The organism is Gordonia sp. YY1 (assembly GCF_009872315.1).
Lineage (GTDB): Bacteria > Actinomycetota > Actinomycetes > Mycobacteriales > Mycobacteriaceae > Gordonia > Gordonia amicalis.
Map to the genome: position 1 here is coordinate 284,386 of NZ_WXYI01000002.1, position 12,740 is coordinate 297,125.

Here is a 12,740-nt window from a genome sequence, read left to right on the forward strand (position 1 = left end):
GATGAGTAGCCCGGCAATGGATGGCCCAGCACCGGATGGCACCGCCCGCCACTATCGGGGCACCGATCCGCTCACCGGCGAACCGATCGAGTTCTGGGTCTCCGGTGAGACCATCAGCCACACACCCGTCGCGGACGCCGAGACCGCTGTCGACGACGGCTGGATTCTGCCGGGACTCGTCGACGCCCACAACCACGTCGGCATCGCGCCGGGGCTCGGCGTCGACATCGAGCAAGCCCGTGGTTACGCGTACGCCGACGCCCGGGCCGGGACGCTCCTGATCCGTGAGGTCGGGTCACCGCTGGACACCCATCCGCTCGACGACGACCCCGCCTGTCCGCGGTTCATCCGCTCGGGTAAACACATCGCCCGCCCGAAACGCTATCTGCGTGACTACGGCGTCGACCTCGACGATCCCGACGAGCTGGCGGCCGAGGTGGCGCGACAGGCGGAGGCCGGTGACGGCTGGGTGAAGATCGTGGGGGACTGGATCGATCGCGAGGTCGGCGACCTCGCGCCGCTGTGGACGCGGGACCAGATCGAAGCCGCGGTCGCCGTCGCGCACGAACACGGGGCCCGGATCACCGCACACGTCTTCGGGACCGACGCCCTCGTCGACCTCATCGGAGCCGGTGTCGACTGCATCGAACACGGCACCGGACTCACCGCCGACTTGATCGATCAGCTCGTCGAACGCTCGATCGCATTGGTACCCACCATGATCCAGGTGGAGAACTTCCCCGGGATCGCCGACGGCGCCGAGCGCTTCCCGACCTACGCGGCGCATATGCGGCAGTTGCACGCCGACGCCCCGAAGGTCTTCGAATCCGCGCGCGAGGCAGGCGTGGCGATCTTCGCGGGCACCGATGCCGGCGGCTTCGTCGAGCACGGCCGCATCGTCGACGAGATCGAGGCGCTGTCGAAGGTGGGACTGGGGAACGCCGGCGCCATCGCGGCCGCGTCCGTGCAACCCCGCCGCTGGCTCGGCGCAGACCTTCTCGGTGACGGCGACCGCGCCGATTTCGTGGTCTACGGCGAGAACCCGTGCGAAGACCTGGGCGTCCTGCGCCATCCGGTAGCAGTGGTGTCGTCGGGTCGCCACCTCGTGTGAGCAACGCCACAAGGTGGACTCTGGTTGCAGTTACCTACTGACACGTAAGGTAGCAACCGCGTTGCAGAGGTTCGTGTGGGGACGAACCGATCAGCTCAATGCAGACCCTGCCGAAACCGGGGGTGAGGACGGGGTTTCGGCAGGAGTCGCGCAAGCCTGGGGAACCGATTCTTCGGTAGGCGAGTGGCGTTGGCGACGTACGGCATGTGGTTGTTCTCGCGGGGTGGACAACCACATGCCGGATCTCCGTCCGGGGCTACATGCCGGATTTCTTTCTGAAGCCGCTGTTCTGGCAGAATGGCTCGACGGTTCGTCGGATACGGTCACGGCCGCCCGACGGTCACACCGAAACAGACGCAAAACCGGGTCCACCATTCCGGGTGGGTCGCAGAATTGCGCAGTGACCACACGAAAGTAGAAGTAGACATGGCTGTCAAGATCAAGCTCACGCGGCTCGGCAAGATCCGCAACCCGCAGTACCGCATCGTCGTCGCCGACGCTCGGACCCGCCGCAACGGCCGGGTGATCGAGACCATCGGCAAGTACCACCCGAAGGAAGAGCCCTCGCTGATCGAGGTCGATTCCGAGCGCGCACAGTACTGGCTGGGCGTCGGCGCGCAGCCGACCGAGCCCGTGGCCGCGATCCTCAAGGTGACCGGTGACTGGCAGAAGTTCAAGGGCCTGCCGGGCACCGAGGGCACCCTGAAGACCGCCGAGGCCAAGCCCTCGAAGCTCGACCTGTTCAACGCCGCTCTCGCAGCTGCCGACAACGAGCCGGTCGCCGCGGCCACCACCCCGAAGAAGAAGGCCGCCAAGAAGGACGAGGCCCCGGCAGAGGCTGCCGCCGAGGCTCCCGCCGCCGAGGGTGACGCGTGAGCGCAGTCGTCGCCGACGCGGTCGAGCATCTCGTCCGCGGAATCGTCTCGAACCCGGACGACGTCCGGGTCGACCTCGTCACCGGTCGTCGCGGCCGGCTCGTCGAGGTCCACGTGAACCCCGAGGATCTCGGTAAGGTCATCGGCCGCAACGGTCGTACCGCCACCGCCCTGCGCACCCTCGTCTCCGGTATCGGCGGACGCGGCATGCGCGTCGACATCGTCGACACCGACCGCTGACGGTCACGTCGTAGGACGAAACGCATCGTGGATCTCGTCGTCGGGCGCGTGGTGAAATCGCACGGCATTCGTGGCGAACTCGTCGTCGATGTCCGTACCGACAACCCCGACCTGCGTTTCGCTCGCGGTTCTGTGCTGCGCGGCCGACTGCCGCGCGGTGGCGGCGAACGTGAATTCACCGTGACAGCCGCCCGGGAACACTCCGGGCGGCTGTTGGTGTCTCTCGACGGCGTCGCGAGCCGGGATGCGGCCGATGCCCTGCGCGGCACGTTGTTCCTCATCGACTCCTCGCTGGTCGAACCGTCCGACGATCCGGACGAGTTCTACGACCACGAACTCGAGGGGGTTCCCGTCCAGCTCACCGACGGGACCGAGGTGGGCGTCGTCGAGTCGGTGCTGCACATGCCCGGCGGTGAGCTGCTCGCGGTGCGCACCCCCGACAAGCGTGAGGTCCTGATCCCGTTCGTGCGGGAGATCGTGCCGACGGTGACCCGCGAACTGATCGTCATCGACCCGCCCGACGGCCTTCTCGACCCGGACTCGGCCGACGGCGCGCAGTGATGCGCCTCGACATCGTCTCGATCTTCCCCGAGTACCTCGATCCCCTTCGGGTTGCCCTGCTGGGCAAGGCGATCGACGCCGGACGCATCAGCGTCGACGTCCACGATCTGCGGAACTGGACGCATGACGTGCACCGCAGCGTCGACGACTCGCCGTACGGCGGCGGGCCCGGCATGGTCATGAAGCCCGAGGTCTGGGGTCCGTGTCTCGACGACGTCTGCCCCGACGACGCGCTCCTCGTCGTCCCCACCCCGGCGGGAGTGCCGTTCACCCAGGCGACGGCACAGCGGTGGAGCACCGAGAAGCACCTCGTCTTCGCCTGCGGCCGCTACGAGGGCATCGACCAGCGTGTCTTCGACGACGCGGCCCGCCGAGTGCGCGTCGAAGAGGTCTCCCTCGGTGACTTCGTCCTCATCGGCGGTGAGGTCGCGGTGATGGCGATGATCGAGGCGACCGTCCGGCTGATCGATGGCGTCCTCGGGAATCCTCGCTCGCACCAGGAGGATTCGTTCTCCGACGGGCTCCTCGAAGGACCGAGTTACACGCGTCCGGTGAGCTGGCGCGGGCTCGACGTCCCGCCGGTCCTCCTCAGCGGCGACCATGCGAAGGTCGCGCAGTGGCGACACGAGCAGGCGCTCGAGCGGACCCGCGCCCGTCGACCCGACCTGCTCGCCGACCCTGTGAAACCAACCGGTGACCGCGGGCCGGATTCCGGCTAGGATTCGGCACGACTCGAGTCGCACGGTGGGAGGGCTATGCAGGGCTATGAGGCCATGGTCGACGAACTCGACCGTCAGCGTGCCGAACTCGCGCGGACCCGTGCGGCGTTGTCGGAGCTGACCTCCCGAGCCATCAGCCGGGACCGCCTTGTCGCGGTCACCGTCAACGCGCGCGGGCTCGCTGTCGACATCTCGATCGATCCCACCGCCCTGCGTCGCTACCGTGCCGATCAGCTCTCCGAGCTCCTCACCACCCTCATTGCCGAAGCAGATCGTGCGCTCAGTTCGCGGCGTGGTGAACTCCTCGCTGCCGCAACGGTTTCCGGTGTTGACTACGCCGACGCACGCCTCGAGCCAGAACGGACGTCCGGATGACCTCTGGTGGCCGCTCCCGCAACCGGGTCGCCGCCGACGTGGGCACCGCGGCGGACCTGTCCGCGCGTCTGGCCAATGCCGAGACACGGTTGGGCACGGTGCATTCCGAACTCGTCGAACTGCTCGCCGACATCGACTGCGCGGTCGGGGTCGGGGAGGGGGCGGTGGCATTTCGTCGGGGTTTCGGGCCCCCGAGCGCCGAAACGGGTGACCTCCTGCGGTCCGTGATCGTGCGCCTTGCCGAGCACCGGCAGGCCCTCACACACGGCGTCGAATCGCTCGCCGAGGCCGATGTGGATGCCGCCGGCGCCGTCGATTCCGGTGACACGCGATGAACTCCTCGGCGAGGCGGATCGCGGATGAACTCGCGCCGGGTGTGTGGCCTGGCGCGGATCCGGTGTCGCTGCGCGAGGCCGCGCGGCGGGCGCGGGCCCTGGCCGAGTCCGTGGAGCGGGTGACCGACGTGGTCGTCTCGGCGACCGCCGCCTACGCCTCGCCGGCCATCGGTGGCGTGGCCGTGGAGGGGGAGTTCGGCGACGCCCTCGTCGACCGGCTGGCCCAGATCACCGGTGCCGGTCCGCAGTCGTTGCCGCACGTCGCCGGGCGGCTCCGCGTCATGGCCGCGTCGCTGGAGACCTTCGCCGACGTCGTCGTCGAGACCGAACAGCAGATGACGACCATCGCCCTCGTCGCCGACCGTGACCGGAGTCGGGCCGAGGTCTTCGCCGAGGTCGGTGACGACTCGTGGCGGGTGAGTGCGTCGAGTGCGGGCCGTCTGGCCCTGACGGCCGCCGGCGACGACTACACGCAACGGTCGGAGGAGGCGGGGCAATCCGCCGGCGGAGCCCCGCCCGCGGCGACCAGCGGGATGATGCCGTTCGCCCCGATGGGTGCGCTGGGCGGTGCGGGAGCCCTCGGTGCCGGATTGGGGGCCGCCGGACTGGGCGCGGCGATCGGCGCCGCCGGGTCGCGAACCGACCGGGACACCACCGGCGGAGATCTGACCTGGCTCCGCCGGCGCGCCGAGAACTTGCAGGCGAGCGTGCCGCCGGCCATCGCCGGGTGGTTCCGCACCTCGGTGGGGGTCGGTGTGGGAGCCCGTGGACGCCGGGTGGTGGTCGTGGGGACCAACGATCCGCAGCCGTACCAGCGCGCGGGACTCGAACTCGCCGACGACGAGGCCCTGACCGCGAACGGCCGGGCACCCGAACTCGCGATCGTCGAACACATGACCGCCTCGGGGATCACTCCCACCGCGATCGCCGCGGCGACCCCGATGGAGTCGGCCACACTCTCGGCTCTCCGGGCCGCAGACATCGTCGCGGTGGGGCCCGGTTCACGCCCCTGACCGGCGATTTCGTCGGACCGGGGTCTCTCTGGCACAATAGTCGGGTTGCCTGTCCCGCTGACGGGCACCGACGACTCGGAGTACGAACCGGTTCGAAGCCCGACGGCCCGCCAGGTTCCTCTGCTCAACGTTCACGCCAGACAAGGACCCAACCAATGAACACGCTCGACTTCCTCGACAAGCAGTCCCTCCGCGACGATGTCCCGGACTTCGGCCCCGGCGACACCCTCGACGTCCACGTGAAGGTCATCGAGGGCAGCAAGGAACGCGTCCAGGTGTTCAAGGGTGTCGTCATCCGTCGCCAGGGTGGCGGCGTCCGCGAGACCTTCACCGTTCGCAAGGTGTCCTTCGGCGTCGGCGTTGAGCGCACCTTCCCGGTGCACAGCCCGAACATCGCCAAGATCGACGTCCTCACCCGCGGTGACGTCCGTCGCGCCAAGCTCTACTACCTGCGTGATCTGCGTGGCAAGGCCGCAAAGATCAAGGAAAAGCGCTGACGCGTCTACCCTGACGAGGTGGCCGACACACAGCGACCCAGCGACGATCGCGACCTTGACACCGACGGCGACGACGGTGCGAAGCGTCCCTGGCGGTTGAAGTCCGATCCGGACGAGACCGAGGACGGCAAGCGCAAGTCGGGATCCGGCTCGCTCTTGCGCGAGGTCGTGATCATCGTGGGGTGCGTCCTGCTCCTCACCTGGCTGCTGCAGACCTTCATCGGACGGCAGTACGTCATCCCGTCGGAGTCGATGGAGTCGACTCTGATCGGCTGCGACGGGTGCACCAACGATCGCATCGTCATCGACAAGATGGTCTACCGCTTCGGTGACCCCCAGCCCGGTGACGTCGTCGTCTTCAAGGGACCGTCCGAGTCCTGGAACGGGTCGTGGGTGTCCCCGCGATCGACGAACCCGGTCATGCACAAGGCGCAGGATGCGTTGTCGTGGTTCGGTTTCGCCCCGCCCGACGAGAACAACCTCGTCAAGCGGGTGATCGCGACCGGCGGGCAGACCGTCGAGTGCCGCAACGACGAAGGTGTCGGTGTGAAGGTCGACGGCAAGCCGCTGCGCGAGCCGTACATCAACATGGAGCTGCAGCGCGAGACCGTCGCCGCATTCGGTCCCGGTGTCGCCGGCCCGGGTGAATCGGTCCCGCCGTGCCTCGGCCCCGACTTCGGCCCGATCAAGGTGCCCGAGGGCAACGTGTGGGTGATGGGCGACAACCGCCTCAACTCGCAGGACTCGCGTTACCACGTCGAGGACCGGTTCCAGGGCACCGTGCCCACCAGTGACATCCGCGGCAAGGTCCGAGCCATCATCTATCCCTTCTCCCGGATCGGTGGTGTCGGTTCGATCAATCCCCAGCAATGATCATGTGGGGACTGCACACACCATGAGTCGATGGCCACCGCGCTCACCCGTCCGTCGTGCGGCGGGACTGCGGACTTTCGAATTCGCGCTCTACCGGCAGGGCCTCGGCCCGGTCGCGGGGGTCGACGAGGCCGGTCGCGGTGCGTGCGCCGGCCCGCTGGTGGTGGCGGCGTGCGTGCTGAAGCCGACGCAGTTGGCGTCGCTCGCCGAACTCGACGACTCCAAGCGGCTGACCGAGAAAACCCGGGAAACGCTGTACCGATCGGTGACCAGGTATGCCGACGCCTGGAGTGCGGTCGTCATCGACGCCGCCGAGATCGATCGGATCGGCATCCATGTCGCGAACATCGAGGGCATGCGCCGAGCGGTCGCAGCGCTCGACGTGACGCCCGGATATGTGCTGTCCGACGGTTTCGTCGTCCCCGGGCTGACCGCGCCGTCGCTGCCGGTGATCGGTGGGGACGGGGCCGCGGCCTGCATCGCCGCCGCGAGCATCATCGCGAAGGTGACGCGGGATCGGATCATGGTCGCGATGGACTCCGACCTGCCCGGTTACGACTTCGCGATCCACAAGGGCTACAGCACGCCACTTCACATGTCCCGCATCGATGCGGCGGGACCGTCACCACAACACCGCATGTCGTACCGGAACGTCGCGGCACGAGTGGTCTCCAGCGCAAACGACAACAGGGATAGGCTTACAGGATGAGTGCTGAGGATCTCGAGAAGTACGAAACCGAGATGGAACTCTCTCTGTACCGCGAGTACAAGGACATTGTCGGGCAGTTCACCTACGTGGTGGAGACGGAGCGGCGCTTCTACCTTGCCAACGCGGTCGAGATGATTCCCCGCAACACCGATGGTGAGGTGTACTTCGAGCTTCGGATGAGCGACGCCTGGGTCTGGGACATGTACCGGCCGGCGCGCTTCGTCAAACAGGTTCGGGTGATCACGTTCAAGGACGTCAACATCGAGGAACTCGAGAAGCCGGAACTGCGGCTTCCCGACGAACCCTGAACTCTTCTCGGGTGAGCACCTCAGTGTGCAGAACCCGATGGTTGTCCACAGATACGGCCGCGGCGGGTGAAGTCCCACCGCGGCCGTGCTGTGTTCGGCGAAGCTCAGGGCATGAGCGATCCCGTTCCGTCTGCCGGTCGTCCCGTCAATCGTCGCGCGCACGTCGGCAGGCTGGGGGAGGACATCGCCGCCGACTTCGTCGGATCACTGGGTTGGATTGTCCTGGAACGTAACTGGCGCAACCGATACGGCGAACTCGACCTCGTCGCCGTCGACCCGCACACTACGGACGGCCCGACGCTGGTGGTCGTCGAGGTCAAGACCCGTGCGAGCCGGACCTTCGACGATCCCGTCATGGCGGTGACGCCGGACAAGCTCGCCCGGATGCGTCGGCTTGCGCGCACCTGGCTCGCCGGGCAGGAACGACGATGGCGTCAGATCCGGTTCGACGTCATCAGCGTGCAGCTCGACGGCTTCACCCCGGACGATCCCGCACGTGCCCGGGTGAGACATCACCGGGGCGTCTACGACTGAGTGGTCTGTAGCTTGCTGAGATCGGAGCGGATCAGCATGACGTTGTAGTCGCTCCAGCGTGAGGCGTTGAAGTACAGATCTTTACCCGTGCCCATCAGCGCAGGCGAGTTCGGCAGCATCATCGGTCCGTACACGACCGGGTTGCCGGGTGCCACGATGGTGCGCGGGCCGCTCCAGGGGCCTTCCGGATGGTCGGCGGTGCGAAGCCGAATGCCGTTGTCCCCGTCGAGCATGACGTATTTCTTCAGATACGGGCTCCACGAGACCGACAGTTCGCTGACGGGCTGGCGGGCGACGACACCTTCGGTGTCGTGGATGTCGCTGATGCTGTCCACCCAACCGATCCGCTCGCCCGACCAGTACTCGTACTTGCCGAGGTCGAGGATGTCCTCGGGTTTGAATCGCGCCAGGAATGCGGCGCCGAAACGGCCGTTGGGCGTGCCGAACTGGTAGACGTAGTCCGCTTCGTCGGATCCGGGGCGCCCGCGCATGTACGCGTTCTGCTGGAACTTGCCGTTGTTGACGTCGACCGCGCGGAGGTTGCCGGGCAGGGCGAGGTCGATCGGCGCGTTGATGAGGATGGTGTCGGGGTCGCTGGTCCAGGTTTGACCGTTGTTGTCGGAGTAGGCGATGCCCGAGTAGTTGGTGACCCAGTTGCCCGGCGAACCCCACGACCGTACCGACATGTAGTTGATGTACTGGCGGAAGCCGTCGCCGCGGGGGAGCGAGATCGCCGCGGTCGGGATCGTGGTGACCTCGATGTTGGAGATGCCCAGCGACGGGATGAGTTCCTGGGCGAAGTTCGGCCGATCTCCGATCACGGTGCCCGAGTTGATGTCTCCCGCCACTCCGTTCGGCACCTTCAGCCCGTCGGCCAGGTCGTTGTCGTTCGAGCGCAAGAGGACATTGTGCCGCCACTCTTGTCTCGGGGCGTTGCAGTTGCCGAAGGTGTCGCCGAAGGCCATGAGGGTCTGGCCGCGACCGTTGTCCCAGGCGATGCCCAGATCTGTGCCGCCGATGCCGAAGCGGTCGTAGGTGTCGTTCTTGCTGTACGGGCCGGTCACCCAGCCCACGCTGCGGGAGATGGACCCGACGTAGGGGATGAGCGGTCGCTGAGGTCCCGGGTTGGGGACGTTAGAGCCGGAGCCCGAACCCAATGAGCCCGACGAGCCGAATCCGAGGAAGCTCGAACCGTTTCCGGAATTCCCGCACGGCGCGGCCTCGGCGATGCCGGTACCGGCGGTCAGGACGATCGCGGTGGTACCGATTGCGAAGGCTCCCGCCAGCGCCAGTCGGACACCTTTGGTGAAACGGCTGGGCACGCAGACCTCCGTGTGACAGGTGTTTCTGGAGTTATTGACGTGACTATTGTTACTGGAGTTGGGTCACAGCAGTGGTCGACCTGGGTCACGATCTGGTGTCGGGTACATCCGGCGGTGCCTTGAGCCGTAGTGGCGCTGCTACACGGGACAAGTGAGCGACAGACGTGGCGTCGACGGGGACGATGGCTTGGGCCGTCTGGAGGAGTTCCTGCGCGGTGCGCGTCATGCGCGCGGCCAAGTGCTTGCGGGTGACGTTCCGCAGCGTGCAGGGATTTATGCGTGGTGGTTTCGTGATCTGCCTTCGGATCGGATTGACCCCTCGGCATGTGTGAAGCGCGATGGTCTCACCCTGCTGTACGTCGGGATCAGCCCCAATAAACCTACGACGTCCGGACGATCCCGACGTAGTCAGAACCTTCGCAAGCGTCTGCGCAATCACTACCGTGGGCGGGCCTCGACCTCGACACTACGTCTCAGTCTCGGTGTCTTGTTGGCGGAACAACTGGGAATCGAACTGCGCCGGTACGGGAATGCCGGTAAGCGGCACTTCGGTTCAGGTGAATGGGACCTCGATCGATGGATGGATACCAACACCGTGGTGTCGTGGATCGAGTCCGATGAGCCGTGGCTACTCGAGGATGTGTTCGTCTCCCACCTCGACGTGCCGCTGAATCTCCAGGGAAACTCGCGCAACAAGTTCTACGGCGAACTAAGGGCACTGCGGTCACGTGCCGCGAAACGCGCCGACGAACTGCCGGCGCTTCCGAATCGCGGTCGGCACCACGATCCTGGCGCCGGGGCGGTTCCGCCTAGCGGATGAGATACCGCTTCTCCGACTCGGTGCGCGACTGCCAGCCGACGCGTTCGAGTTCGGGGATGTCGTTCTCGTGTTCGGGATATCCGACGCAGAGATAGGCGACCAGTTTCCACGTGGCCGGAACCGCGAGTGCTTCGGTCACTGCGTGGGGTTCGAGAATGGACACCCAACCGATGCCGACGCCGCGGGCCCGGGCCGCCAACCACATCGTGGTGATGGCCGTGACGACCGAGTATTCGAGCGTCTCCGGCACGGTCTGGCGACCGAGGCCGTGGCCCTGCTCGGCGTCGGGCGCGCAGAAGACGGCGAGATGGACTGGTGCGTCGTTGAGGCCGGCGAGCTTCAGTGACGAATACAGGTGTGCGCGTTCGCCGGTGTAACCGTTGAGTGCCTCGGCGTTGCATCGGATGAAGCTGTCGCGCACGGTCTCTCGCACCGACGTTGTCCGGACCTCGACCCATCGCCACGGCTGACTGTTGCCGACCGACGGAGAGAGCTCCGCGGCCTCGAGGATCTCGGGGAGGAGGTGTGGTTCGAGGGGTTCGCGGCTGAATCGACGGACGTCGCGTCGCCAGCGGAAGAGTCGGTTCAGGTCGCCGACGAACGCCTTGTCGAAAGTTCCGTCACTCATCGGTTGTCGAGCCTAGCGTGGGTGACCGATCAGAACGGTGCGGGGCCATCCTCGACCTGCCGACGTTCGCGTTCGCGTTTGTTGCGGGCACGTTCGGCTCGCCGCCGGGCGTGTTTCGCGGCGGTTCGATCGGTCGGCGGCGGCGCGTCGTCGCCGGTGATGACCCGGGGTTTCGGTGGGGCTTGGGCAGGTTGTTCGAACCGGATACGCCGGAGGTTGGGGAAGAGGTCTTCCAGGGTTTCGGCGTCGCCGCGGATGCGGTAGCCCTCCGGGGTGATGTATTCGGTGACCAGGCGGCCGTCCTCGTCGCGGTACTGAACGTCGACCCAGTCGCCGAAGGTCTTGTGCAGGTGCCCGAACCGGCACTTCGCGTTGAGGTTCTCACTCGAGGTGAGACCGCCGCGGGTCGGGCGCTGACGGTCGAACTCGGTGACGTGGTCGAGGTCGCAGTCGAACGATGACTGCTCGCAGCCGGGTTCGGTGCAGTACCCGTCCCGGATACGGACGAAGTCCGCACACGCCGTGGTCGGGCGGTACGGATCCGACGGCTGGGAACCCGGGTAGATCACGACGACCTCCGACGACGGTTCTGCCTCCTCGTGCGTGGCGTTCGCCGCAGTCGTAGCGTCAGACGCTGTCGAATTCGGACGTGTCCGTTCATGTTTCGCGTCGTTGTCGTCGTTGTTCTCGGCGGCCACCTGCGTGGGTGGGGTGCGGACCGGGGTGACGGGCTTGATCGCGGCGTCGGGCCGGGTGGCGAGGTCGCGGACATGCTCACCGGAGATGACACCATGCCCATCGACCCAGCCGATCCCCGGAGCGCCGTTGAGCGTCGCCTGATCGGTGACGACGTGAATGACGACCTCGCTGCGCACCGCCGCGACCACTGCATCCGGTTCGGGAACCTCCGCGGTGCAGTCCTCGCGATCACATAGGCACTCGAACTCGGTGCCGGTCAGCAACGCGAACATGGCATCCGAGTTACGTTGACCTGCCGTGCGGCCGTCGTGTTTGCACACCGAATCGGCGAGCACGCGAACGGCTTTGGCCGCGATACGTACGTTCTCCGCAGCCATCACCCCGGTGAGCTCGGCGGTCCCGTCGTCGAGGGTGTGCGTATACATGCCACGGTTATCGAGCGCTTCTTTGCGGCGTTCGCGCACCAGGTCGGGATCGTGGCGGAAGACGAGGCGGTCGACCATGTCCCGTAGCCGGGCCCGCGTCCACGAGCCTTTCTTCGATCGCAGGGTGGCGGCGATCTCGGCATCGAGGGTCGGGGTGATCGAGGAGTCGTACGGTACGAGGGCGGTGCGGGACAGGATCACCTGCAACTGCCACCGGGTGGTGATCCCGTCGCGGAGTGTGTCGAGGACCTCGGGCAGCGATTCCCGCAGGCCGATGGCCTCGTCGACCAGGATTTCGGCTTGGCGCCGGGTGAGGGAGAGTTGCCGCGCCACTCGGATGACGCAATCAGTGTCGCCGCTGACGACGATCGCACCATCCAGCGTGCTACGCACCGCGATGCAGCGCTCGGCGATGGCGTTCACCGCTTCGTAGCGCCGCCAGTCCTCATGAGACTGGCGGCGTTGCGACTGCGCCAGCTCCTCCATCAACTCGTACATGCCGGCCTCGTACGGGTTGGCAGGATCGACCCCGGCGAAAGACTCGCCCGGTAGATCGACCCGATCGTCCGACACCCTGCCCCCAGAAGTGTTGCAGATCCGGCACATTCGACCGGATCACTTGCTGACTACCAATGTAGACCCGATCACCGACAAAATCTGATTCGTATCCACAGGGTCCGGCTGTCAGGTATTGCG

General features: G+C 66.7%; 17 protein-coding genes. 14 read left to right on the plus strand and 3 right to left on the minus strand.

The genetic code is table 11. The annotated features are described in order from the left end of the window. Position 1: 1 nt before the first annotated feature. From BPODLACK_RS04470 to BPODLACK_RS04530, 13 genes are all read left to right on the plus strand, one after another. On the plus strand, positions 2-1,111 hold the full coding sequence (locus BPODLACK_RS04470; protein ID WP_201450590.1) for an amidohydrolase family protein: 1,110 nt from the start codon (positions 2-4) through the stop codon (positions 1,109-1,111). 426 nt (positions 1,112-1,537) lie between these two features. Continuing rightward, positions 1,538-1,987 (plus strand): 30S ribosomal protein S16, encoded by a 450-nt coding sequence (gene rpsP, locus BPODLACK_RS04475; protein ID WP_006438177.1) that lies wholly within the window; start codon positions 1,538-1,540, stop codon positions 1,985-1,987. Then, positions 1,984-2,226 (plus strand): RNA-binding protein, encoded by a 243-nt coding sequence (locus tag BPODLACK_RS04480; RefSeq protein ID WP_006438176.1) that lies wholly within the window; start codon positions 1,984-1,986, stop codon positions 2,224-2,226. The genes rpsP and BPODLACK_RS04480 overlap by 4 nt, the downstream gene beginning before the upstream one ends. A 27-nt stretch (positions 2,227-2,253) precedes the next feature. Further along, positions 2,254-2,787, plus strand: coding sequence for a ribosome maturation factor RimM (gene rimM, locus BPODLACK_RS04485; RefSeq protein ID WP_159404802.1), 534 nt, complete (start codon positions 2,254-2,256; stop codon positions 2,785-2,787). Next, positions 2,787-3,506, plus strand: coding sequence for a tRNA (guanosine(37)-N1)-methyltransferase TrmD (trmD, locus tag BPODLACK_RS04490; protein WP_159404803.1), 720 nt, complete (start codon positions 2,787-2,789; stop codon positions 3,504-3,506). Before rimM ends, trmD begins: the two co-directional genes overlap by 1 nt. A gap of 36 nt (positions 3,507-3,542) precedes the next feature. Then, the gene (locus BPODLACK_RS04495) at positions 3,543-3,881 is read left to right on the plus strand and encodes a YbaB/EbfC family nucleoid-associated protein (protein WP_024498391.1); all 339 of its coding nucleotides are present in this window, start codon (positions 3,543-3,545) and stop codon (positions 3,879-3,881) included. Continuing rightward, the gene (locus tag BPODLACK_RS04500; RefSeq protein ID WP_159404804.1) at positions 3,878-4,216 is read left to right on the plus strand and encodes a hypothetical protein; all 339 of its coding nucleotides are present in this window, start codon (positions 3,878-3,880) and stop codon (positions 4,214-4,216) included. The genes BPODLACK_RS04495 and BPODLACK_RS04500 overlap by 4 nt, the downstream gene beginning before the upstream one ends. Beyond that, a complete protein-coding gene (locus tag BPODLACK_RS04505; protein ID WP_159404805.1) occupies positions 4,213-5,229 on the plus strand; it encodes a hypothetical protein in 1,017 nt (338 codons plus the stop codon). Before BPODLACK_RS04500 ends, BPODLACK_RS04505 begins: the two co-directional genes overlap by 4 nt. 155 nt (positions 5,230-5,384) lie before the next feature. Beyond that, entirely contained in the window at positions 5,385-5,726 is a 342-nt protein-coding gene (gene rplS / locus BPODLACK_RS04510; RefSeq protein ID WP_004572295.1) for a 50S ribosomal protein L19, read from the plus strand. A gap of 18 nt (positions 5,727-5,744) precedes the next feature. Then, a complete protein-coding gene (gene lepB, locus BPODLACK_RS04515) occupies positions 5,745-6,599 on the plus strand; it encodes a signal peptidase I (RefSeq protein WP_159404806.1) in 855 nt (284 codons plus the stop codon). Positions 6,600-6,621: 22 nt separating this feature from the next. Beyond that, on the plus strand, positions 6,622-7,308 hold the full coding sequence (locus tag BPODLACK_RS04520; protein WP_006438169.1) for a ribonuclease HII: 687 nt from the start codon (positions 6,622-6,624) through the stop codon (positions 7,306-7,308). Then, positions 7,305-7,616: a DUF2469 domain-containing protein gene (locus BPODLACK_RS04525; protein ID WP_005198978.1), complete on the plus strand. Its 312-nt coding sequence runs from the start codon at positions 7,305-7,307 to the stop codon at positions 7,614-7,616. The genes BPODLACK_RS04520 and BPODLACK_RS04525 overlap by 4 nt, the downstream gene beginning before the upstream one ends. A 111-nt stretch (positions 7,617-7,727) precedes the next feature. Then, complete coding sequence (locus BPODLACK_RS04530) at positions 7,728-8,150, plus strand: YraN family protein (protein WP_159404807.1); 423 nt, start codon at positions 7,728-7,730, stop codon at positions 8,148-8,150. On the opposite strand, the gene BPODLACK_RS04535 is transcribed toward BPODLACK_RS04530, so the two are convergent. Next, positions 8,141-9,472: a DUF4185 domain-containing protein gene (locus BPODLACK_RS04535; RefSeq protein WP_159404808.1), complete on the minus strand. Its 1,332-nt coding sequence runs from the start codon at positions 9,470-9,472 to the stop codon at positions 8,141-8,143. The genes BPODLACK_RS04530 and BPODLACK_RS04535 overlap by 10 nt on opposite strands. Positions 9,473-9,623: 151 nt before the next feature. On the opposite strand from BPODLACK_RS04535, the gene BPODLACK_RS04540 reads away from it, so the two are divergent. After that, positions 9,624-10,292: a GIY-YIG nuclease family protein gene (locus BPODLACK_RS04540; RefSeq protein WP_232513101.1), complete on the plus strand. Its 669-nt coding sequence runs from the start codon at positions 9,624-9,626 to the stop codon at positions 10,290-10,292. On the opposite strand, the gene bluB is transcribed toward BPODLACK_RS04540, so the two are convergent. Together bluB and BPODLACK_RS04550 are read right to left on the minus strand one after the other, a co-directional pair. Then, positions 10,282-10,920, minus strand: a complete 639-nt coding sequence (gene bluB / locus BPODLACK_RS04545) for a 5,6-dimethylbenzimidazole synthase (RefSeq protein WP_159404809.1) — start codon at positions 10,918-10,920, stop codon at positions 10,282-10,284. The genes BPODLACK_RS04540 and bluB overlap by 11 nt on opposite strands. A gap of 29 nt (positions 10,921-10,949) precedes the next feature. Continuing rightward, complete coding sequence (locus tag BPODLACK_RS04550) at positions 10,950-12,650, minus strand: HNH endonuclease signature motif containing protein (RefSeq protein ID WP_159404810.1); 1,701 nt, start codon at positions 12,648-12,650, stop codon at positions 10,950-10,952. Positions 12,651-12,740 lie beyond the last annotated feature (90 nt).